The 21,025-nt window shown below is 73.4% G+C and carries 25 protein-coding genes and 1 tRNA gene; 21 read left to right on the top strand and 5 right to left on the bottom strand.

Going from position 1 to position 21,025, the window contains the following annotated elements; translation table 11 throughout:
• The first annotated feature begins 67 nt into the window (after positions 1–67).
• The 7 genes from J3P38_RS04675 to J3P38_RS04645 all read left to right on the top strand — a co-directional run bounded on the left by J3P38_RS04675 (position 68) and on the right by J3P38_RS04645 (position 4,056).
• A complete protein-coding gene (locus tag J3P38_RS04675) occupies positions 68–547 on the top strand; it encodes an FtsB family cell division protein (RefSeq protein ID WP_307807715.1) in 480 nt (159 codons plus the stop codon).
• On the top strand, positions 544–1,077 hold the full coding sequence (locus J3P38_RS04670; protein WP_307807714.1) for a DUF501 domain-containing protein: 534 nt from the start codon (positions 544–546) through the stop codon (positions 1,075–1,077). The genes J3P38_RS04675 and J3P38_RS04670 overlap by 4 nt, the downstream gene beginning before the upstream one ends.
• Positions 1,078–1,093: 16 nt before the next feature.
• Positions 1,094–2,041, top strand: a complete 948-nt coding sequence (locus J3P38_RS04665) for a Ppx/GppA phosphatase family protein (protein ID WP_210502823.1) — start codon at positions 1,094–1,096, stop codon at positions 2,039–2,041.
• A 7-nt stretch (positions 2,042–2,048) separates the two neighbouring features.
• Positions 2,049–2,873, top strand: coding sequence for a uracil-DNA glycosylase (locus J3P38_RS04660; protein WP_210502822.1), 825 nt, complete (start codon positions 2,049–2,051; stop codon positions 2,871–2,873).
• Positions 2,870–3,388, top strand: coding sequence for a glycine cleavage system protein R (locus J3P38_RS04655; protein ID WP_210502821.1), 519 nt, complete (start codon positions 2,870–2,872; stop codon positions 3,386–3,388). Before J3P38_RS04660 ends, J3P38_RS04655 begins: the two co-directional genes overlap by 4 nt.
• 11 nt (positions 3,389–3,399) lie before the next feature.
• A complete protein-coding gene (gene def, locus J3P38_RS04650; RefSeq protein ID WP_210502820.1) occupies positions 3,400–3,957 on the top strand; it encodes a peptide deformylase in 558 nt (185 codons plus the stop codon).
• A 25-nt stretch (positions 3,958–3,982) separates the two neighbouring features.
• Positions 3,983–4,056, top strand: a tRNA-Leu gene (locus tag J3P38_RS04645).
• 55 nt (positions 4,057–4,111) lie between these two features.
• Here the strand turns inward: J3P38_RS04645 and J3P38_RS04640 are convergent.
• Complete coding sequence (locus tag J3P38_RS04640) at positions 4,112–4,264, bottom strand: hypothetical protein (protein ID WP_210502819.1); 153 nt, start codon at positions 4,262–4,264, stop codon at positions 4,112–4,114.
• A 212-nt stretch (positions 4,265–4,476) separates the two neighbouring features.
• Between J3P38_RS04640 and J3P38_RS04635 the strand changes: the two genes are divergently transcribed.
• Positions 4,477–5,343, top strand: coding sequence for a Bax inhibitor-1/YccA family protein (locus J3P38_RS04635; RefSeq protein ID WP_210502818.1), 867 nt, complete (start codon positions 4,477–4,479; stop codon positions 5,341–5,343).
• A 259-nt stretch (positions 5,344–5,602) separates the two neighbouring features.
• On the opposite strand, the gene J3P38_RS04630 is transcribed toward J3P38_RS04635, so the two are convergent.
• Positions 5,603–6,628, bottom strand: coding sequence for an SGNH/GDSL hydrolase family protein (locus tag J3P38_RS04630; RefSeq protein WP_210438667.1), 1,026 nt, complete (start codon positions 6,626–6,628; stop codon positions 5,603–5,605).
• Between the two features lie 40 nt (positions 6,629–6,668).
• Between J3P38_RS04630 and J3P38_RS04625 the strand changes: the two genes are divergently transcribed.
• Genes J3P38_RS04625 through J3P38_RS04605 form a run of 5 tightly spaced genes read left to right on the top strand, consistent with a single transcriptional unit; the run spans position 6,669 to position 11,019 of the window.
• Positions 6,669–8,063 (top strand): cystathionine beta-synthase, encoded by a 1,395-nt coding sequence (locus tag J3P38_RS04625; protein ID WP_210502817.1) that lies wholly within the window; start codon positions 6,669–6,671, stop codon positions 8,061–8,063.
• Complete coding sequence (locus tag J3P38_RS04620; RefSeq protein WP_210502816.1) at positions 8,060–8,527, top strand: hypothetical protein; 468 nt, start codon at positions 8,060–8,062, stop codon at positions 8,525–8,527. Before J3P38_RS04625 ends, J3P38_RS04620 begins: the two co-directional genes overlap by 4 nt.
• 3 nt (positions 8,528–8,530) lie before the next feature.
• Positions 8,531–9,310, top strand: a complete 780-nt coding sequence (locus tag J3P38_RS04615; protein ID WP_210438664.1) for a TSUP family transporter — start codon at positions 8,531–8,533, stop codon at positions 9,308–9,310.
• Positions 9,311–9,355: 45 nt separating this feature from the next.
• Positions 9,356–10,387, top strand: coding sequence for a YihY/virulence factor BrkB family protein (locus J3P38_RS04610; protein WP_307807713.1), 1,032 nt, complete (start codon positions 9,356–9,358; stop codon positions 10,385–10,387).
• Positions 10,384–11,019 carry a YigZ family protein gene (locus J3P38_RS04605; RefSeq protein ID WP_210502815.1) on the top strand — a complete coding sequence of 212 codons (636 nt, stop codon included), beginning with the start codon at positions 10,384–10,386 and terminating at the stop codon, positions 11,017–11,019. Before J3P38_RS04610 ends, J3P38_RS04605 begins: the two co-directional genes overlap by 4 nt.
• Here the strand turns inward: J3P38_RS04605 and J3P38_RS04600 are convergent.
• Entirely contained in the window at positions 11,016–11,381 is a 366-nt protein-coding gene (locus J3P38_RS04600; protein WP_307807712.1) for a YchJ family protein, read from the bottom strand. The genes J3P38_RS04605 and J3P38_RS04600 overlap by 4 nt on opposite strands.
• A gap of 71 nt (positions 11,382–11,452) precedes the next feature.
• Here J3P38_RS04600 and J3P38_RS04595 point away from each other — a divergent pair, with 71 nt between their 5' ends.
• The 5 genes from J3P38_RS04595 to J3P38_RS04575 all read left to right on the top strand — a co-directional run bounded on the left by J3P38_RS04595 (position 11,453) and on the right by J3P38_RS04575 (position 16,605).
• Complete coding sequence (locus J3P38_RS04595; RefSeq protein ID WP_282595332.1) at positions 11,453–12,061, top strand: hypothetical protein; 609 nt, start codon at positions 11,453–11,455, stop codon at positions 12,059–12,061.
• Between the two features lie 23 nt (positions 12,062–12,084).
• Positions 12,085–12,612, top strand: coding sequence for a DinB family protein (locus J3P38_RS04590; RefSeq protein WP_210502814.1), 528 nt, complete (start codon positions 12,085–12,087; stop codon positions 12,610–12,612).
• A gap of 75 nt (positions 12,613–12,687) precedes the next feature.
• A complete protein-coding gene (locus tag J3P38_RS04585; RefSeq protein WP_210502813.1) occupies positions 12,688–14,085 on the top strand; it encodes a MoxR family ATPase in 1,398 nt (465 codons plus the stop codon).
• Positions 14,078–14,611, top strand: a complete 534-nt coding sequence (locus tag J3P38_RS04580; protein ID WP_210502812.1) for a GNAT family N-acetyltransferase — start codon at positions 14,078–14,080, stop codon at positions 14,609–14,611. Before J3P38_RS04585 ends, J3P38_RS04580 begins: the two co-directional genes overlap by 8 nt.
• On the top strand, positions 14,608–16,605 hold the full coding sequence (locus J3P38_RS04575) for a VWA domain-containing protein (RefSeq protein WP_210502811.1): 1,998 nt from the start codon (positions 14,608–14,610) through the stop codon (positions 16,603–16,605). The genes J3P38_RS04580 and J3P38_RS04575 overlap by 4 nt, the downstream gene beginning before the upstream one ends.
• Positions 16,606–16,648: 43 nt before the next feature.
• Here J3P38_RS04575 and J3P38_RS04570 read toward each other — a convergent pair whose 3' ends face one another.
• Entirely contained in the window at positions 16,649–18,001 is a 1,353-nt protein-coding gene (locus tag J3P38_RS04570) for an ABC1 kinase family protein (RefSeq protein ID WP_210502810.1), read from the bottom strand.
• A gap of 105 nt (positions 18,002–18,106) precedes the next feature.
• Between J3P38_RS04570 and J3P38_RS04565 the strand changes: the two genes are divergently transcribed.
• The 3 genes from J3P38_RS04565 to J3P38_RS04555 all read left to right on the top strand — a co-directional run bounded on the left by J3P38_RS04565 (position 18,107) and on the right by J3P38_RS04555 (position 20,633).
• Positions 18,107–19,582, top strand: a complete 1,476-nt coding sequence (locus J3P38_RS04565) for a S8 family serine peptidase (protein ID WP_307807710.1) — start codon at positions 18,107–18,109, stop codon at positions 19,580–19,582.
• Positions 19,583–19,699: 117 nt separating this feature from the next.
• A complete protein-coding gene (locus tag J3P38_RS04560; protein WP_210502809.1) occupies positions 19,700–19,987 on the top strand; it encodes a DUF1905 domain-containing protein in 288 nt (95 codons plus the stop codon).
• Positions 19,988–20,087: 100 nt separating this feature from the next.
• Positions 20,088–20,633: a hypothetical protein gene (locus J3P38_RS04555; protein ID WP_210502808.1), complete on the top strand. Its 546-nt coding sequence runs from the start codon at positions 20,088–20,090 to the stop codon at positions 20,631–20,633.
• Between the two features lie 9 nt (positions 20,634–20,642).
• Here J3P38_RS04555 and J3P38_RS04550 read toward each other — a convergent pair whose 3' ends face one another.
• Complete coding sequence (locus J3P38_RS04550; RefSeq protein ID WP_210502807.1) at positions 20,643–21,005, bottom strand: YciI family protein; 363 nt, start codon at positions 21,003–21,005, stop codon at positions 20,643–20,645.
• Between the last annotated feature and the right edge of the window lie 20 nt (positions 21,006–21,025).

Genomic DNA, 21,025 nt, shown 5'->3' with positions numbered 1-21,025 from the left:
GCGGCCGCCGTCGCCCCGGCCGGACCCGGCGGCCGGCTCCGGGTCCGACACCGCGACGCGTCCGGCCGTGCCCCGGGCTGCCGCGCGTCGTCCGCGCTTCACCGGGCGGGCCGCGGTGCTCGTGCTGGTGCTGGCGGTGCTCACCGTGTCGTACGCCTCCTCGCTGCGTGCCTACCTCCAGCAGCGCTCGCACATCGGCGACCTCAAGTCGCAGATCGCGGAGCGCGAGGCGAGCATCGACGCGCTCGAGCGCGAGAAGAAGCGGTGGGAGGACCCGGCGTACGTCAAGGCGCAGGCGCGCGCCCGGTTCGGGTACCTGATGCCCGGTGAGTCCGGCTTCGAGGTCATCGGCGCGGACGGCAAGCCACTGGAGGCGCAGGCGTCCCTCAACGACCCCGACGAGGTGATCAAGGAGGTGCCGAAGGCGTGGTGGACAGCGGCCTGGGAGTCGATGGAGCTGGCGGGCAACCCGCCCCCGCCGGCGGAGGAGCCGGTCGACCTGGTCGACGGGACGAGGAGCGGCGCGGTGGAGGGGACCCAGCAGTGAGCGACACTCCCGCCGCGCAGGGGATCGACCCGGTCGACGAGGCCGCCATCCGGGCCCAGCTCAAGCGCCGGCCGCGCGGCATCGACTCGGTGGGCCACCGCTGCCCCTGTGGCAACCCCGACGTGGTGACGACCGAGCCCCGGCTGCCCGACGGCACGCCGTTCCCGACGACGTTCTACCTCACCTGCCCCCGGGCGGCCTCACGCATCGGCACCCTCGAGGGCTCCGGCCTGATGAAGGAGATGCAGGCGCGGCTGGGCACCGACGAGGAGCTCGCCGACGCCTACCGCCGCGCGCACGAGCGCTACCTCGCCTTCCGTGCCGAGGTCGGCGAGCGGGCCGGGCTCGACGTCCCCGAGATCGACGGCATCTCGGCCGGCGGCATGCCCGACCGCGTCAAGTGCCTGCACGTCCTCGCCGGCCAGTCCCTCGCGATGGGCCGCGGGGTGAACCCGCTCGGCGACGAGGTCCTCGACCTGCTCGGTGCGTGGTGGGAGTCGGGACCGTGCGTGACGGTCGCCGCCGAGTGAGCGCCACAATGGCCGCATGAGCGACCAGCCCGCGTCCCGCCTCGTCGCGGCCATCGACTGCGGCACCAACTCGATCAAGATCCTGGTGGGCAGCCCGTCGGCGTCCGCAGGCGGAGGACCGCTCGACGTCGTGCTGCGCGACTCGCGGGTGGTGAGGCTCGGGCAGGGGGTCGACGAGACCGGCGTCCTGGCGGAGGAGGCGCTGGCGCGCACCTTCGCCGCGGTCGACGAGTTCGCGGAGGTCATCCGCCGGCACGCCGTGCCGCCCGAGCGCGTCCGGTTCTGCGCCACCTCCGCGACCCGCGACGCCAGCAACGCCGCGGTCTTCGCCGACGGCGTGCGTCGGCGGCTCGGCGTCGAGCCCGAGGTGCTGTCGGGCGACGAGGAGGCCGCGCTGGTCTTCGCGGGCGCCATCGCCGCGCAGGACCCGATGCCGCCCGAGCCCGTGCTGGTGGTCGACATCGGCGGCGGCTCGACCGAGCTGGTGCTCGGCGCGGACGGGGACCGACAGGCCGTCTCGATGGACATCGGCTCGGTGCGCCTGCACGAGCGTCACCTCCACGGCGACCCTCCGACCGCCGCGGAGGTCCGGGCCTGCGTCGCCGACATCGACGAGCACCTCGACCGCTGCGGCGTCGCGCTCGAGCGCACCCGCACCGTCATCGGCACCTCCGGCACCATCAAGACGATCGCGTGCGGCGTCCTCGCCCTGGACTCCTACGACCGCCAGGCCTTCGACCGGGCCGTGCTCGGCAACGACGCCACCGCGGCCTTCGTCGAGCGGCTCGTGGCGATGCCGGTCGACGAGCGCCGGGCGCTGCCCTACATGCACCCCGGCCGGGCGGACGTCATCGGCGCGGGCGCGCTGATCTGGAGCCGGATCCTCGACCGGGTGCCGGTGGGCGAGCACGTGGTCTCGGAGGCCGACATCCTGCACGGCATGGCCGCTGCCATCGCGCGGTGAGCCGGCGATGACGCTCCTGCCCCATCCCCTGACCGGCGACCTCTTCACCAGCCCGGTCACGCCGGGGACGGGCTGGCCCGACGACCCCGGCGCGGGCGACACGCCGGTCGCCCGCGACGCCGACGACGTACGCCGCCTCGCGCAGGCCGGGACGCTGCCGGAGCTCGAGGCCCGGGTCAGCGTGTGCGCCGCCTGCCCGCGGCTGGTGGCCTGGCGCGAGGACGTCGCGGTTCAGAAGCGGGCGTCGTTCGCCGACCAGCCCTACTGGGGCCGGCCGATCCCCGGCTGGGGTGACCCCGAGCCGTCGCTGCTCGTCGTCGGCCTGGCGCCGGCGGCCAACGGCGGCAACCGCACCGGGCGCATCTTCACCGGCGACCCGAGCGCCGACTGGCTGTTCGCGAGCCTGCACCGCACCGGCTGGGCCGCGCAGACCACGAGCGAGCACGCCGGCGACGGCCAGCGGCTCGTCGGCGCGCGCATGGTCGCGACCGTGCGCTGCGCACCGCCGGACAACAAGCCGACGCCGGCCGAGCGCGACACCTGCGCGCCGTGGATCGCCGCCGAGCTCGGGCTGCTGCCGACGGTCCGCGTGGTCGTCGCGCTCGGGTCGTTCGGCTGGGACGGCGCGGTCCGCTCGCTGGTGGCGGCGGGCGCGGAGGCCCCGGCCCGCCGGCCGAAGTTCGCCCACGGCGCGGAGGTGGTGCTCGGCGGCGTCACGGTGGTCGGCTGTTACCACCCCTCGCCGCACAACACCTACACCCGGCGGCTCACGCGCGAGATGACGGACGAGGTCTTCGAGCGGGCGCGCGCGCTGACAGAATGGGGCAGGTGACCCTCCACGCGATCACCGTCCTCGGCCACGACCGTCCCGGCATCATCGCCGAGACCACCGGCAAGCTGGCCGGGCTGGGCCTCAACCTCGAGGACTCCACCATGACGCTGCTGCGCGGTCACTTCGCCATGATGCTCGTCTGCGAGGGCGACGCCGCCGACTCCGAGATCGAGTCGGCGCTCGCGCCGCTCACCGCCGACGGCAGCCTCACCGTCACGGTCCGTGAGGTGCCCACCGAGGAGACGCAGGCCGCTGAGGGCACGTCGTGGATCCTCTCGGTCCACGGCGGCGACCGGCCGGGCATCGTCTCCGCCGTCGTCGGGGTCGTCGCCGGCGTGGGAGGCAACATCACCGACCTCACGACCCGGCTCGCCGGCGACCTCTACCTGCTGGTCGCCGAGGTGGACCTGCCCCCGGCCGCCGACGTCGCCGCCGTGGAGCGCGAGCTGGCCTCGGTGGCTGCCGAGCTCGGCGTGGGCGTCAGCCTGCGCGCCGCCGAGACCGACGAGCTCTGAGCACCCGGCCGATGACCGTGAACACCCGGGTCCTGGAGTGGACCGAGTCCGACCTCGGCGTGGCCGGGACGCTGCGCGAGGTCGTACGCGCGCCCGCGCCCGTGCTGTCGACGGTCGGCGACACCGTTGACCCGACGTCGCCGGACGTCGTGCGCCTCGCTGCGGACCTCGTCGCCACCATGCGCGTCTCGCCCGGCTGCGTCGGGCTCGCCGCACCTCAGGTCGGCGTGGGGGCGAAGGTCTTCTGCGTCGACGTCTCCGCGCACCCCAAGACCCGCGACCACCACGGGACGTTCGTGCTGTGCAACGCCGAGGTCGTCTCGGGCAGCCGCAACGAGAAGGCCCGCGAGGGCTGCATGTCGGTCCCCGACTTCACCGGTGACGTCAAGCGGCCGAGTCGGATCGTCGTACGCGGCCAGCTGCCCGGCACCGGGGAGGACGTCGAGCTCGAGGCCGAGGCGTTCGAGGCGCGGGCCCTGCAGCACGAGATCGACCACTGCGACGGCCTGCTCTTCCTCGACCGGGCGGCCGGCGCGCACGCCGTCTACGCTCGCAAGACCTACCTCTGACGCCGCTCGCGGCCGTCAGGGACCCGCCCCGGTATCCCAACCGGTAGAGGAAGCGGTCTTAAAAACCGCACAGTCTGGGTTCGAACCCCAGCCGGGGCACCGCGTCGTCCAGCGGAGGCGCCCGCCGCCGCCCGCTGGGTGATGGCCGCAGGGCTCAGGTGCCCTGGGCCTCGGGGTCCTCCTCGGGCTCGAAGGTGCTGCCCTCGCCGTCGGTGATGCCGATCTCCACGCCGACCGGGTCCTGCTCCTGCCCGGTCGCGTCCTCGCCCTCCGGTCCCTTGTCGGGGTCGTTCGGGTGGGTGCTCATCGCCTCGCCTCCTCAGGTCTAACCGGCGCGGTACCCGCGGGGGACCTGCGGATGCGCGCAACCTGCGAAGTTGCTGTGACGGGAACAGCATCCCCTCCACGCGCGTTTGAACAGATGTCACCCCGGCTACAGTGGAGTGACACGACAGGCGCCGTCACCGCGACGGCGTCGCACCCTCCGGAAGCTCCGGAGGTGGCCTCCAAGGAGAGACCATGAGAAGCAACAATCCTGTTTTCAACCGTTCCGAGGAGTTCAACCGGGCCTCGTCGAACGCCTACGGGAACCAGACGTACGCCGCTGGCGGCGCGGCCTACCCCGGCTACGGTGACGGCTCGAGCGACCCGTCGACCTGGGGCACCGGCACCCCCGGCCAGGTGGACCAGGGGCGGATGACGGTCGACTCGGTCATCCAGAAGACGGCGATCTCCGTCGCCGTCATCTTCGCGACTGCCATCGTCACCTGGTGGTGGATCGGCGACTTCACCGGCACCGACGCCGAGGCGAACGCCGCTGCGTCCCGTGCACTCACGCTGGCCGGCCTGGGCGCGGGAGCGGCCTTCCTCCTCTCGCTGGTGAACTCCTTCAAGCGGGTCATCAGCCCGGCGCTGGTGCTGGCGTTCGCCGCCGCCGAGGGCGTCGCGCTGGGGGCTGTCAGCAAGGTGTTCGAGGCCCAGTTCGAGGGCGTCGTGACGAGCGCGGTGATCGGTACCTTCGGTGCCCTCGTGGGCACGCTCGCCGCGTACAAGTTCCTCAACATCCGGGTCGGCGACAAGTTCCGACGCGGTGTCGTGGCCGCCATGTTCGGCATGGTGGGCCTGGGACTGCTGTCGCTGGTGCTGAGCTTCTTCGGCATCAACACCGGCCTCTACGGCATGGGCGGCCTCGGCTTCGTGTTCGCCCTCGCCGGTCTCGTGCTGGGTGTCCTCATGCTGATCCTCGACTTCGACTTCGTCGAGAACGGCGTCGCCGCCGGTCTCCCGGAGCGCGAGTCGTGGCGGGCCGCCTTCGGCCTGACCGTCAGCCTGGTGTGGATCTACACCAACCTGCTGCGGATCCTGGCGATCCTGCGCAGCGAGTGACCCGCTGAACCACTGATCGTCGGCCCGCTCGAGCTCAGCTCGGGCGGGCCGACGTCGTTTCGCGCGCCGGGGCCGGACGGCGTACGGCGTACGACGCGCGGCCGACGAGGCGCCCGCGTCGGCGTCCGGCCGGGGCCCGGGCCGCGGCGGCGCCCGAGGCGGACTTCCCGGGGCTTGTCCGAACTTCCGGGGGTCTGCATGCCCCCCGAAGTTCGCAATCCCCCGCTTAAGCGGGGGATTCGAAACAAGCACCGACCCCCTACTCCGGCACCGCGACCGGCGCCTCCTCGTGCTCGTCCGGCGACTCCGCGGCCGTGGAGGGGCGGCGCCGGCGGTGGCGCAGCTCGACCCAGCGGCCGCGCAGGCCGCGCTGGTTGCCGGCGACCTCGGTGCCGTCGACCTCGGTGCCGGGCGTGCGAGCCGCGCGCACGGCGGCGGCCGCGACCGGCAGGATGCCCTCGCGGCGTCGCGGCTCCGGCAGCGCCTCGTCCTCGGGGAGCAGGTCGAGGGCGGCCAGGCAGGACGGGACGAGCACCGCCGCCAGCTGCTTGTAGCCGTCGGCCGACGGGTGGAACCGGTCGGGGCCGAACAGCACGGCCGGCGCGGCGTCGAACTCGGGGCCGAGGACGTCGCCGAGGGAGACCGATCGGCCGCCGTTCTCCACCACGGTGATGGTCTGCGCGGCGGCCAGCCGGCGCGACCACTCACGCGCCACCTGCTTGAGCGGCGGGGGGATCGGCCGGATCGTGCCGAGGTCGGGACAGGTGCCGACCACGACCTCGACGCCCGCCTCGCGCAGCCGGCGTACGCCCTCGGCGAGGTGGCGCACCGACGCCGAGGGCAGCACGGTGTGCGTCACGTCGTTGGCGCCGATGAGGACGACGGCGAGGTCGGGGTGGGTGCCGAGGGCGGCGTCGACCTGCTGGGCCAGCGCGCTGGACTGGGCGCCGACGACCGCGAACGACCGCAGGTGCACGCGCCGGTCCGCCTGTGCCGCCATGCCGGTGGCGAGATGCGCGCCGGGGGTCTCCTCGACGCGGTCGACCCCGTAGCCGGCGGCGCTCGAGTCGCCGAGCAGCGCGATCCTGATCGCCGGCGCGGGGCGTCCGCGCCCGTACCAGCCCGTCGCGTCGGGCGGTACGGCGCTCGTCGTGCCGATCACCTTGCGGGCGATCTTCGCCTCGGCGACCAGCACCCCGTAGAGCCCGGCGCCGAGCACCGAGAGGCCGCCCCCGCCGAGGGCGGCGGCCGATGCCAGCTTGCGTGCTGCTCCTGTTGCCCCCACGGCCTCATGCTACGGATCGGTGGGTCGGTAGATTGATGGGGTGCAGTACGTGAACTCGCTCCTCGACCTCATCGGCAACACCCCGCTCGTCAGGCTGGGTCGCACCCTCGACCTCCCTGACGGGTCCGGCGAGGGCCCACTGGTCCTCGCCAAGGTGGAGTACCTCAATCCCGGCGGCTCGGTGAAGGACCGGATCGCGAGCCGGATGATCGAGGCGGCCGAGGCCTCCGGCGAGCTCCAGCCGGGTGGCACGATCGTCGAGCCGACCTCGGGCAACACCGGCGTCGGCCTGGCGATGGTGGCCCAGCAGAAGGGCTACAGGTGCGTGTTCGTCTGCCCCGACAAGGTCAGCGAGGACAAGCGCAACGTGCTCAAGGCCTACGGCGCCGAGGTCGTGGTGTGCCCGACCGCCGTGGCGCCGGAGCACCCCGACTCCTACTACAACGTGAGCGACCGCCTCGCCGCCCAGCCGGGCGCATGGAAGCCCGACCAGTACTCCAACCCGCACAACCCGCGCTCGCACTACGAGACCACGGGCCCGGAGATCTGGGAGCAGACCGAGGGCCGGATCACCCACTTCGTGACCGGCATGGGCACCGGCGGCACCATCAGCGGCGTGGGGCGCTACCTCAAGGAGCAGAACCCCGACGTGCAGGTCATCGGCGCCGACCCGGCGGGCTCGGTCTACTCCGGCGGCACGGGACGCCCCTACCTGGTCGAGGGCGTCGGCGAGGACTTCTGGCCCGAGACCTACGACCGCACCGTCGCCGACCGCGTCATCGAGGTCACCGACGCCGACTCGTTCGCCTTCACCCGCCGCCTCGCGCGCGAGGAGGCGATGCTGGTCGGCGGCTCGGCCGGCATGGCGGCCTTCGCCGCGCGCCAGGTCGCGCACGAGCTCGCTGCCGAGGGGCGCACGGACGCCGTGGTCGTGGTGCTGCTGCCCGACTCCGGCCGCGGCTACCTCACCAAGGTCTTCAACGACGACTGGCTCGGCCAGTACGGCTTCGCCACCGGCGCGCAGGCCGACGCCCGCACCGTGGGCGAGGTGCTGCGCGGCAAGTCCGGCCAGCTGCCCGACCTCGTCCACACCCACCCCGGCGAGACCATCGCCGAGGCGGTCCACATCTTCCAGGAGTACGGCGTGAGCCAGATGCCGGTCGTGCGGGCCGAGCCCCCGATCGTGGCCGCCGAGGTCGCCGGGTCGGTGTCGGTGTCCGCCCTGCTCGACGCCCTCTACACGGGCACCGCGCGGCTCAACGACGCGGTCGAGGACCACATGTCGCCGCCCCTGCCGACCGTCGGCTCGACGGAGCCCGCGGCCGACGCCGTGACGCTGCTGGAGAAGGCCGACGCGGTGCTGGTGCACGAGGACGGCAAGCCCATCGGCGTGCTGACCCGCCAGGACCTGCTGACCTTCGTGGCGGCATCGTGAGGCGCGTCAGGCGCCTCGCCGGCGCGGTCGGCGTCCTCGCCTGCCTCGGCACGCTCGGCGCGTGCGGTGGCGGTGGCGGTGAGGAGGTCGACACCAGCGCCGAGCCCGTCGAGGTCGAGGTCGGCGAGTCCTTCGAGTGGAACGCCTTCGTCGTCGACAAGGGCTGGGAGCTCAACGGCATCGAGCGCTCGGCGAACATGGAGCAGGTGGTCACGCCGGAGGTCAGGGGCACGATCACCAACGAGTCCGACGAGACGCGCTCCGCGATCTTCCAGATGGTGTTCTCCTCCGGCGGCGACGCCGTCGCGACGCTCAACTGCTCGGCCGCCGAGATGGTCGAGGGCCAGTCGCAGCAGCTCGTCTGCCCGGGCCTCAGCGCCACCATGCCCGCCGACTACGACGCCGTGGTGGTGCGGGAGTTCGTCCGCGACGGGGCCTCCGGCGCCGACACCGGCTCCGGCTGAGCGATGGGTGACCTCTCCGCCGAGGTCGTCGTCTTCCTGGTCCTCGCGGCGCTGGTGGCCGGGTTCGTGGACGCCGTGGTCGGCGGCGGGGGCCTGGTGCAGCTGCCCGCCCTGCTCGTCGGCCTCCCCGGTGCGTCCGTGGTGCAGATCGCGGCCACCAACAAGCTGGCGTCCTTCTGCGGCACGTCGATCAGCGCGGCGACGTACGTCCGGCGCATCCGCCCCGATCCCCGCACCTTCCTGCCGCTGATGCTCGCGGCGTTCCTCGGGTCGGCGGGCGGCGCGCTCGTGGCCTCGCTGCTCCCGCGCAGCGCGTTCGACCCGATCATCCTGGCGGTGCTGGTGCTCGTCGGCGGCTACGTCTGGTTCCGGCCGAGCGTCGGCGAGCTGACCAGCCTGCGCTTCCAGGGCGGGCAGCACCTCACCGCCGTCGTGCTCACCGGCGTGACGATCGGCTTCTACGACGGAGCGATCGGACCCGGCACCGGCTCGTTCCTCGTCTTCGCCCTCGTCGGCGTGCTGGGCTACAACTTCCTCGAGGCCTCGGCCAAGGCCAAGCTCGCCAACTGGGCGACCAACCTGGCCGCGCTGGTGGTCTTCGTGCCGCAGGGCGCGGTGATCTGGGACCTCGCACTGGTGATGGCCGCGGCCAACGTCACGGGCGGCTACCTCGGCGCGCGGCTGGCGATGGCGCGCGGAGCCCGCTTCGTCCGGGCCTTCTTCCTGGTCGTGGTGTCCGGGTTCGTCGTGCGCCTCGGCGGGCAGCTCCTCGGCTGGTGGTGACGAGGCTCCCGTGCCGGGGCGGGAGCGCCCGGTAGCCTCCCCGTCGTGGGAGCCGTGGGATCAGTGGACGCGTTCCAGCGCCGCCATCCCGTCCTGGGATTCCCGCTGGCGGTCGTCTACAAGTACTTCGACGACCAGGGCCCCTACCTCGCCTCGGCGCTGACCTACTACGCCTTCATCGCGATCTTCCCGCTGATGCTGCTCGGCACCTCCATCCTGGGCCTGATCCTGCGGGGGGAGCCCAACTGGCAGGAGGCGATCCTCGACTCCGCGCTGGCCCAGTTCCCGATCATCGGCGACGAGCTCGGCCGGCCCGAGGGGTTGCAGGGATCGGTCGCCGGTGTCGCGGTCGGCGGCATCGCCGCCCTCTACGGGGCCATGGGCCTCGGTCAGGCCCTGCAGAACACCCAGCACGTCGCCTGGTCGGTGCCCCGCAACAGCCGGCCGAACCCCTTCTACGCGCGCCTCAAGACGCTGATCCTGCTGGTGACTGCGGGGTTCTCGCTGCTCGCCGTGTCGATCGTGTCGACCGTGGCCAGCACGACCGACGTGTTCACCGAGGTGCTCGGCGAGTCGCTCCAGCTGTTCCTCCCTGTGCTCACGATCCTCGTGGTCGGCTCCTGCCTCACCCTGCTGTTCCGCTTCGCCGCCACGGGCCAGCACTCCTTCCGGCGCGCGGCACCGGGTGGCTACTCCCTGGCGGTCATGTGGCAGGTGCTGCAGCTCGGCGGAGCGGCCTACGTCGACAACGTGCTGGTCGACACCTCCTCGATGACCAAGACCTTCGGCCTGGTCCTGGGCCTCATCGGCTTCCTGTGGATCGGCGCGGTGATGGCCGTGCTGGCGATGGAGATCAACGTCGTCGCGGCCCGCCGGCTGTGGCCGCGCGCGCTGCTCACGCCGTTCACCGACAACGTCGAGCTCACCGACGCCGACCGCGAGGCGTACGCGCTGTACGCCCGGATGCAGCGGCACAAGGGCTTCGAGCAGGTGTCGGTGGTGTGGGAGCCGGGACCCGCTGAGCGCGAGCCTGCCGCGTCGGAGCCCGACCGGCCCGCGCCCGGGACCCCCGGGTGACGACGACGTACCTCACCGTCGCGCGACCGGCCACCGCCGAGGTGGAGGACCGGGGCTCCCGCTTCCGGTGCACGCTGCGACGCGTCGAGGGCGAGGACGAGGCCCGCGCCGTGGTCGCCGCGCTTCGCCGCGCGCACCCGGAGGCCCGTCACCACTGCTTCGCCGCCGTCCTGGGCCCGCGCGGCGAGCTGCAGCGCTCCTCCGACGACGGCGAGCCCGCCGGCACCGCCGGCGCGCCGATGCTCGACGTGCTCAGGGGAGCGGGCGTCAGCGACGTGGCGGCGGTCGTGACGCGCTGGTTCGGCGGCACGCTGCTGGGCGCCGGAGGGCTGGTGCGCGCCTACGGCGACGCCGTCCGCGCCGGGCTCGCCGAGGCCGGGACGCTCCGCCGCTCGCTGCTCACGGAGCTGGCCGTCGACCTCGACCACGCCGACGCCGGCCGAGTCGAGGGCGAGCTGCGCACGCGCGGCGTCACCGTGCTGGACGTGGCCTACGACGCCCGGGTGCGGATGGTGCTCGCAGCCGCCCCCGACGAGGTCCAGCGGGTGGGCGACGTGGTCGCTGCCGCCACGTCGGGCCGGTCGCGGCCGCGGGCGGTGGGGGAGCGCTGGGTGGACGGCCCGGCGGGCTAGCCGCGAGGGGTGACGTCCCCGTCGACGTACACCCACCGCCCGGCCCGCTGCTCGAAGCGGCTCACCTCGTGCATGCTGCCGCCCTCCCACGTGGCGACGAACTCGACGGTGTCCCCGGCGGCGGCCAGGATCCGCAGGCCCGTCCACGAAGTGGTGGCATCGGGGCTGACGTCGTCAGGGCGGGTCCGAGGGTGCCAGGTGCGGAACAGGTGGTCGGCGTTCTGGGTGACGAAGGCGGTGTAGCGCGAGCGCATGAGCTGCTCGGGCGAGCCGGCCTGCGCGGTGTTGGCCAGCAACGGTCCGCAGCACGCGTCGTACGCCGCCCCGGTGCCGCACGGGCACGGCGCGCGCAGTGAGTCCACGGGCACAGCTTAGCCGGCCGCGATCGTTTTGCATGCGGTGTAATCATGTAAGCACTGATAGGAGGTCAGCGATGACACAACAGGATGCTCCAGACGAGGACGAAGGTCGCCGTCGCGAGTCCACGCGGCGCGGTGGCCGCCGGGCGGCGCCGGGGGAGGGCCGTGGGCGCCGCGGCGGCTGGCAGGTGGCCGACCTGCCGCCCGCCGACGACGCCGGCGACTGGTTCCGCGGGAGGCTGCCCGAGGGGTGGTTCAGCGACATCGAGGTGCGCACCGACCGCGAGGAGATCACGGTGCTGGGCACCCTGGCCGACCAGACGGCCGCGGGCGCCGAGACGGAGGGGCGCATCAACAGGTTCCGCTCCGAGACCAAGGCCGAGCGGATCGAGATCGCGCTCGAGGCGCAGGCGCGCTACCAGCGGAAGGTGTCGTGGGGTGTGCGGCTCGGCGTGACCGAGGCGCTGTTCACCCACGTCGCCGCGCCGGTCATGACCCGGCTGCGCCAGCCCGAGCGGCAGGTGCTCGACACCCTCGTCGACGCCGGTGTCGCCCGGTCGCGCTCCGACGCGCTCGCGTGGTCGGTCCGGCTCGTCGGCGAGCACGCCGAGGAGTGGCTCGGGCAGCTGCGCGACGCGATGGCCGAGGTCGACAAGCTGCGCGCGGAGGGCCCGGCCCTCTGACGCCCGCGGCTAGGTTGACCCGCATGACGATCGACCGCACCCCGCCGCCGTACACCGCCGACGAGGTCACGACGCTGCGCTCGTTCCTCGACTACTTCCGCGCGACCCTGCGTCGCCAGGCCCAGGGCCTCGACGCCGCGCAGCTGGCACAGGCCCTGCCCCCGTCGACCGTGACCCTCGGCGGGCTGCTCAAGCACCTGGCCTACGTCGAGGAGTGGTGGTTCACCGAGGTGCTGCACGGCCGCCCGGCGGCCGGGGTGTGGGCCGACGTCGACTGGGAGGCCGACGCCGACTGGGACTGGCACAGCGCCGCCGACGACAGCCCCGAGGAGCTGCACGCCCTGCTGGCCGAGGAGATCGCGCGCGCCGACGCCGCGATCGACGAGGCCCTCGCCGACGGCGGCCTCGACCGGCTCGCCGCGCGTCCGCGGGGCGACGGGAGCGTCGCCAGCCTGCGGTGGATCCTGGTCCACATGATCGAGGAGTACGCCCGCCACTGCGGTCACGCCGACCTCGTCCGGGAGTCCGTCGACGGTGCGACGGACCTGTAGCGCGCCCGTCGTCACGCCGCCGCCGACGGCCTTCGAGCGCGCTCCACGTTGACCCGCCGGTCTAGCGTGGAGGACGTGACGGACCCGACCCAGCACCCCGCGCCCAGCACCCTCGGCCAGCTCCGGGACAGCGGGCACCAGCTCAAGACGCTCCGCCAGGAGCTGCGCGACAACCTGCTCGCCCGCCTCGCCGCCGGCGAGGACCCGTGGCCCGGCCTCCACGGCTTCGCCGAGACCGTCATCCCGCAGATCGAGCGTGCGCTGCTGGCCGGTCACGACATCGTGCTGCTCGGCGAGCGCGGGCAGGGCAAGACGCGGCTGCTGCGGTCGCTGGTCGGCCTCCTGGACGAGTGGACCCCGGTGATCTCCGGCTCCGAGCTGGGCGAGCACCCCTACGAGCCGATCACGGTCTCGTCCCAGCGGGCCGCGGCGACGTACGGCGACGACCTGCGCATCTCGTGGCGCCACCGCGACGAGCGGTACGCCGAGAAGCTGGCGACGCCGGACACGTCGGTCGCCGACCTCATCGGCGACGTCGACCCGATGAAGGTCGCGGACGGACGCCACCTCGGCGACCCGGAGACCATCCACTTCGGGCTCATCCCGCGCAGCCACCGCGGCATCGTGGCCATCAACGAGCTGCCCGACCTCGCGGAGCGGATCCAGGTCGCGATGCTCAACGTGATGGAGGAGCGCGACATCCAGATCCGCGGCTACGTCCTGCGGCTGCCCCTCGACGTGCTCGTCGTGGCCAGCGCGAACCCCGAGGACTACACCAACCGCGGCCGCATCATCACCCCGCTCAAGGACCGCTTCGGCGCCGAGATCCGCACCCACTACCCGCGCGAGGTGGAGGAGGAGATCGCCGTCATCGAGCAGGAGGCCGACCTGGTCGCCGAGGTGCCGGCGTACCTGCTGGAGGTGCTCGCGCGGTTCACCCGCAACCTGCGCGACTCCCAGTCCGTCGACCAGCGCTCCGGGGTGAGCGCCCGCTTCGCGATCGCCGGCGCCGAGACCATCGCGGCGGCCGCGCTGCACCGCGCGACGACGCAGGGGGAGGACGAGGCCGTGGCCCGCGTGGTCGACCTCGAGACCGCGGTCGACGTGCTCGGCGGCAAGATCGAGTTCGAGACGGGCGAGGAGGGGCGCGAGACCGAGATCCTCACCCACCTGCTCCGCACGGCGGTGGCCGAGACGGTCCGCGCGCACCTCGCCGGCATCGACCTGCGCCTGCTCGTGGAGGCCATCGAGGCAGGCGCCATGGTCAGCACCGGCGCCCGTGTCGGTGCCCGCGACTTCCTCGCGGGGCTGCCGGTGCTCGGCGAGTCCGACCTGTACGACACGGTGTGCGACCGGCTCGGGGCCACCAACGACGGCGAGCGGGCGGCCGCGCTGGAGCTCGCGCTGGAGGGCCTCTACCTGGCGCGGAAGATCGGCAAGGACACCGACGCCGGGGAGACGGTCTATGGCTGAGGCGACGTCCGCGCCGGCGGTCACCGTCCGGCGCGGCACGGTCGACGACATCCCCGCGTTCCGCGCGCTGGGTGAGGCAGTCGTGCCGCCGACCTACGGGCCCATCGACGCGGCGTACGCCCAGCGGATGCTCGACGAGTGGTGGGTCGCGGAGGTCTTCGAGAAGTCCCTGGCCCGCAACACCCACCTCGTCGCCGAGCGCGACGGGCAGCTCGTCGCCCTCAGCAGCTTCGGCCGGCTGTCGCGGTCCTACCGCGACTTCCCCTACGTCACCGGCGACCGCGAGGTGATGTGGAAGCTCTACGTCCACCCCGAGCACCAGGGGCTCGGCATCGGCAGCCGCCTGCTGTCGGAGGTGGAGACCCTCGTCGAGGGCGACGAGCTGTGGCTCGAGGTCGTCGACGGCAACGACCACGCCTACGACTTCTACCTGGCGCACGGGTTCGAGGAGGTCCACCGGGTCGGCGACCGTGCGTGGCCCGACGACATCTGGCTCCGCAAGCGGCTGCGGGACGGCTCGCGATGAGCCGCTTCCGCAGGTACGACGGCGGCGACCCGCTGGCCCCACCGGTCGACCTGTCCGAGGCGCTCGACGCCATCGGCCAGGACGTGATGGCGGGGTACTCGCCCGAGCGCGCGATGCGCGAGTTCCTGCGGCGCGGAGGCACCGACCAGGCGGGGCTCGACGAGCTGGGCCGCCGGGTCGCGGAGAAGCGCCGTGAGATCCTGCAGCGCCACGACCTCGACGGCACGATGCGCGAGGTCCGCGAGCTGCTCGACAAGGCCGTGCTCGCGGAACGCGGCCAGCTGGCCCGCGACATCACGATGGACGACGGCGACCGCGCGTTCCGCGAGCTGATGCTCGACGACCTCCCCGCCTCGACCCCCGCCGCCGTGGGTGAGCTGTCGTCGTACGACTGGCAGTCCCGGGAGGCGCGGGAGGCCTACGAGGAGATCAAGGACCTGCTCGGCCGCGAGCTGCTCGACCAGCGCTTCGCCGGCATGAAGCAGGCCCTCGAGGGCGCGACCGACGAGGACCGGGCGGCCGTCCAGGAGATGCTGTCGGACCTCAACGACCTGCTCGAGAAGCACGCGCGTGGCGAGGACACCGACGAGGACTTCGCCGACTTCATGGACAAGCACGGGGACTTCTTCCCCGAGCAGCCCAAGGACATCGACGAGCTGCTCGACTCGCTCGCGCAGCGGGCGGCGGCCGCGCAGCGCATGCTGAACTCGATGACGCCCGAGCAGCGCCAGGAGCTGATGGAGCTCTCGCAGCAGGCGTTCGGCTCGCCCCAGCTGATGGAGCAGCTCGCGCGGATGGACGCCAACCTGCAGGCCCTGCGGCCCGGAGAGGACTGGTCGGGCTCCGAGGGCTTCGAGGGGGAGCAGGGCCTCGGGCTCGGTGACGGGACCGGGGCGCTGCAGGACCTCGCGCAGCTCGACGCGCTCGCCGACCAGCTCGCGCAGTCCCACCACGGCGCGCGGATGGACGACGTCGACCTCGACGCGCTGGCCCGCCAGCTGGGCCAGGACGCCGCGGTCGCGGCCAGGACGCTGCAGGAGCTGGAGCAGGCGCTGCGCGACAGCGGCTACCTCAAGCGCGGCTCCGACGGCGAGCTGCGGCTCTCGCCGAAGGCGATGCGCCAGCTCGGCAAGGCGCTGCTCCGCGACGTGGCCGACCGGATGAGCGGACGCACGGGCGCCCGCGAGACCCGGACGACCGGTCTGGCCGGCGAGCCCACCGGCTCGAGTCGGCGTTGGGAGTTCGGCGACACCGAGCCGTGGGACGTGCCCCGCACGATCACCAACGCGGTGCTGCGCTCGGGAGGCGCCACGCCGGTGCGGCTGCAGGTCGACGACATCGAGGTCACCGAGACCGAGGCCCGCACGCAGGCAGCCGTCGCGCTGCTGGTGGACACGTCGTTCTCGATGGCGATGGACGGCCGGTGGGTGCCGATGAAGCGCACGGCGCTGGCCCTGCACCAGCTCGTGCGCTCACGCTTCCGCGGCGACGACCTCCAGCTGATCGCCTTCGGCCGGCACGCCCAGGTCATGGAGATCGAGGAGCTCACCGCCCTGGACGCCCGCTGGGACAAGGGCACCAACCTCCACCACGGGCTGCTGTTGGCCAACCGGTTCTTCCGCAAGCACCCGAACGCCCAGCCGGTGCTGCTCGTCGTCACCGACGGCGAGCCGACCGCGCACCTCGAGCCCGACGGTGAGGTCTGGTTCTCCTACCCGCCGCACCCGTTGACGATCGCCCAGTCGGTGCGCGAGCTCGACGCGACGTCGCGGCTGGGCGCCCAGGTGACGTTCTTCCGCCTCGGCGACGACCCCGGGCTGGCGCGCTTCATCGACTCCATGGCCCGCCGTGTCGACGGCCGGATGGTCAGCCCGGAGCTCGACGACCTCGGTGCCGCGGTGGTGGGGTCCTATCTGGGCTCGCGGGGGCCGGCGTCGTCGTACCGCGAGCAGTTCGGCGACTGGTACGGCGGCGGGCGGGGGTTCTGGGCCTGAAGGCGGCCGGCCGGCCGGGCGGACCCCGGACCCCGGCGCGGCCTCACGACCCGTCGGCGAAGCCCGGCAGCGACTCCTCGAGGATCTGGCGGAACGGCGCGGTCGCGCCGAGCTGGCTGAGCAGGCCGATGGCCCCGAGCCAGGTGCGGTGGATGAGGAGGTAGGACGTCGGCAGGTTGAGCTTGGTCGCGAGCGTGAACGTCTCGGACCGCGGGTCGTTGACGCGCTCGAACTGCTCGCGCATCCACTCGCGGGTGAACGTGAAGCGCTCCTCGGCGGCGGGCTCGACGAACGGCGCGAGGTACTGCAGGACCAGTGCCGGGTCGACCTCGATCCGGTCCTTGATGAACCCTTCCGCGCGCAGCCCCGCCACGAGGGACTGCTCGTCCGCGTCGAGGGCGATGCGCATCAGCCGCCCCGTCGCCGGCGGCATCCCGCCGCCCTCCAGCCGCGCCACGGCCCCGAAGTCGAGCACGCCGAGGCGGCCGAGGCCGCCGTCCGGCCCGGGCAGCACGCGGAAGTTGCCCGGGTGCGGGTCGGCGTGCAGCATCCCGGTGCGGTGCGGACCCTCGAAGAGGAACCGCACGAGCAGCTCGCCGTAGTGGTCGCGCTCCTCCTGCGTGCCCGAGCGGACGACCTCGGCCATCGAGTGCGGGGAGTCCATCCACTCGGTCACCAGCACCTGCTCGCCGACCGAGACCACGGCGGGCACCAGGATGTCGGGGTCGCCGTCGAACGCCTCGGCGAACGCCGCCTGCGCCTCCGCCTCCAGGTGGTAGTCGAGCTCGTCGGCGGCCCGGGCCTGGAGCTCGGCCACGAGGGGCTTGATGTCGAGCCCGGGGAAGGCCGGGGCGACCCCGCGGGCCAGGCGGGCGATCTGGCGCAGGTCGCCGAGCAGCGCCTCGCCGGCGCCGGGGTACTGCACCTTGACGGCGACGTCGCGCTCCTCCCCGGTGACGTGGTCGAGCCAGCGCCCGCGGTGCACCTGCCCGATCGAGGCAGCGGCGGTCGGGGCGCCGTCGAGCCAGACGAGCCGGTCCTTCCAGTCGGCGCCGAGGTTGGCCGCGAGCTGCTGCCGCACGGTCGAGGTGGGCATCGGGGGTGCGGAGTCCTGCAGGGCCGTGAGGTGCTCGCGGTAGGGGGCGGCGACCTCCTCGGGCAGCGCCGACTCCAGCACGCTGAGCACCTGGCCGAACTTCATCGCGCCGCCCTTGAGCTCGCCGAGCGTGCGGAACAGCTGCTCGGCGGTGCGCTGCTGCACCTCGGTCAGCACGGCCTCCGCCGGCTTGCCGCCCAGCCGCTTGCCCAGGCCGACCGCCTGCCGTCCGGCGTACCCCAGCGGCAGCGCCGCGAGACGGACCGTGCGGGCGGCGGCCTTGCGCGGGAGCTCGGTCATGGCCCCATTGTCCCTGCCCGCGCAACGCGGTCCGCGTCGCCACGCGTGACCTCGCACCCGCTGGCTCGTTGAGGGAGGACCACCACTCCACCTCGGGAGGAACCAGTGAAGACCAACCCCCTTCTCGCCTGCGCGGCCGGCGTGCTCGTCGCGTCGGCGACGTTCGCCGCCGGCGGCACCGCGTCCGCCACGTCCGCCGCCACGTCCGCCGCCACGTCGTCGGCGACCCAGCGGGCCGACCTGTCCGACTTCCTCGCCGAGCAGCTCCCCGGGCTCACCGGCAGCACGACCGTGATGGTGCACGGCACGTCGCTGGGTGCCGCCCGCGAGGCCGTCGCGGCCACCGGGATGCGCAAGACGGGCGAGTTCGCAGGCATCGGGGTGGTCGTCGCGCGAGCGACGAAGAGCCAGGTCGAGGCGGTGCGCAGCGCACCCGGCGTGACCTACGTCGAGGGCGGCGCCCAGCCGATCGAGTTCTTCCAGGAGACCTCGAACACCGCCACCCGCGGCGCCGAGGCGGCCGCGACCCTGCGCGGCGCCGACGGCACGCCGCTCACTGGCAGGGGCGTCAGCGTGGCCGTGATCGACTCCGGCGTCGACCCGACGCACCCCTACTTCCGCGAGGCCGACGGCTCCAGCGCCGTCGTCGCCAACCTCAAGGCCGTGTGCGCCCCGGTCGGCGAGCTGTGCTCCGTGCAGCGCGTGCCCGGCTTCGTCGACACCGACACCCTCTCCGTCGGCGGCCACGGCACCCACGTCAGCGGCATCGTGGCCGGCCGCCCCACCACGCTCGCCGACGGCGGCACCCTGCAGGGCGCGGCCCCCGGGGCCAAGATCGTCTCGATCTCGACCGGCGCCGGCATCGTGATCCTCGGGGCCGACTCCGCGCTCAACTGGGTGCTGGAGAACCACGAGGCGCCGTGCGGTCCGGGCGTCCCCGCCTCCACCTGCCCGCCCATCAAGGTCACCAACAACTCCTACGGCCCCTCCGGCGGCGGCGCCTTCGACCCCGAGTCGGCCACGGTCAAGCTGCAGCGCGCGTTGGCCGCCGAGGGCGTCGTGACCGTGTGGGCGGCCGGCAACGACGGCGGTGACGGCACCCAGAGCCTGACCAACCCGCCCGGCCAGGACCCGACCGGCGGCATCCTGTCGGTGGCGTCGTACTTCGACCAGGACACCGGCACGCGCAACGGCACCGTCTCCGAGTTCAGCTCGCGCGGCCTCAGCACCGACGCCTCGACCTGGCCCGACATCTCCGCCCCCGGGGAGAACATCACCTCCTCGTGCCGCCTCTACCTGGCCGTCTGCGCCACCGGCCTGGACCCCCGCAACGGTCCCGGCGCGCTCGACCTGGGCACGTTCAACACGATCAGCGGCACCTCGATGGCGGCGCCGCACGTGGCCGGCATCGTCGCCCAGCTCTTCCAGGCCCGGCCCGACGCCAGCCCCGCCGACATCGAGCGGGCGTTGAAGGCCTCGGCCCACCAGTTCACCGACGGCGCCGCCTACGTGGGCGGGACGTCGTACGACAAGGGCCACGGCCTCGTCGACGTCGTCGCGGCCGTCGCAGCCCTGGGTTGAGCACCCGCTCGGCCCAGCGCTGACCCAGACCCTCCAGGGGAGGGCCATCGTGCAACAGGGGCGCGGTGGTGCGGGCGGGAGTCGCGGACTCCCGCCCGCCTCTGGTTTGCTGCCGGCATGGAGCTCGACTTCGTCGGCGAGCTGGTCGAGTGGCGCGGCCCGGCGCCCTTCTACTTCGTGCCGCTCCCGCCCGTCGCCGCCGACCTCGTCGAGGAGGTCAAGGCAGACGTCGCCTACTGGGGTGTCGTGCCGGTGCGCGCCTGGATCGGCGACGCCGAGCTCACGACGGCGATGTTCCCCCGCGAGGGCACCTGGTTCCTCCCCGTGAAGGCGGCTGTCCGGCGCGCCCAGGGCCTCGGCCTCGGCGACCCGGTCGAGGTGCGGATGCAGGTGGGGCGCGACTGACCTGGTCCAGACCGGCCGGCGGGATGCAACCTGCGGCCGGGATCCGGCGTCTCCTGACTGCCCCCCGCCCGGGAGGCAGCACACGAGAACGGACAGCACCATGCGCACCACCATCCTGAGCGCCGCGGCCCTGTCGGTCGCCGCCCTCACCCTGACCCAGCTCGCCCCGGCCAGCGCCGACGCCATCGGTGTCCGCGACCCCCGGGACCTCGACCACGGCGCCGACCTCCGGTCCGTCGAGGTGCGGCACACGGCCGACAACGTCGTGGTGACCACGACGCACACCGACCTGCGCCGCTCCTTCCGCTCCGGCTCGTCCGGCGCGGTGTTCCTCGACACCGACCCCACCGACACCGGCCCGGAGTACGTCTTCGCCGGAGGCTTCTTCGTCGGCACCGACTACCAGCTGCTCGAGGTCGAGGGCTTCGGCAGCGGGAAGTGGGGCGAGCCGGTCCAGGGCTCCTACCGCATGCGCGTCGACTACGACCTCGACCGGGTCCGGATGCGGATCTCGCGCGAGGCGATCGGCTCGCCGGAGGAGGTCCGCGTCGCCGTCCGGGTCGCCGGCACGCGCCCGGACGGCAGCAACACGCGGGTGGACTGGCTCCGTGAGCCTCGCGCGTTCACCGAGTGGGTCGCGCAGTAGGACCGCGCGTCAGGGTGCGGCGTCGGGTCGCGACTTCACGACCCGGACCTCCTGGGGCCAGCCGCACCCCTCCGCCACCCGGGCGGCCCACATCTTCGCCGTCTCCAGGTCGGGCACGTCGATCACGGTGATGCCGCCGAGGAACTCGGTGGTCTCGGTGTAGGGCCCGTCGGTCACGGACGTCGTGCCGCTGGTGCCGTCGACGCTGAAGGCCTGGGAGAGGTCCTCCTCGAGGCCGCCGGCGAAGACGAGCACCCCGGCGGCCTCCATGTCGTGGATGACCGCCATCGACGGCTCGACCCGGCTGAGGAACCATTCCGGGTCGTGGTCCCCGACCCACTGCTGGTTGAAGTAGATGGCGTACTGCGTCATGTCGCTCCTCGGCTGCGGCC

This window comes from Nocardioides xinjiangensis, from assembly GCF_017916455.1.
Lineage (GTDB): Bacteria > Actinomycetota > Actinomycetes > Propionibacteriales > Nocardioidaceae > Nocardioides > Nocardioides xinjiangensis.
The sequence above is the reverse complement of the archived record's forward strand: the minus strand, read 5'-3'. Positions and strand labels throughout refer to the sequence as shown.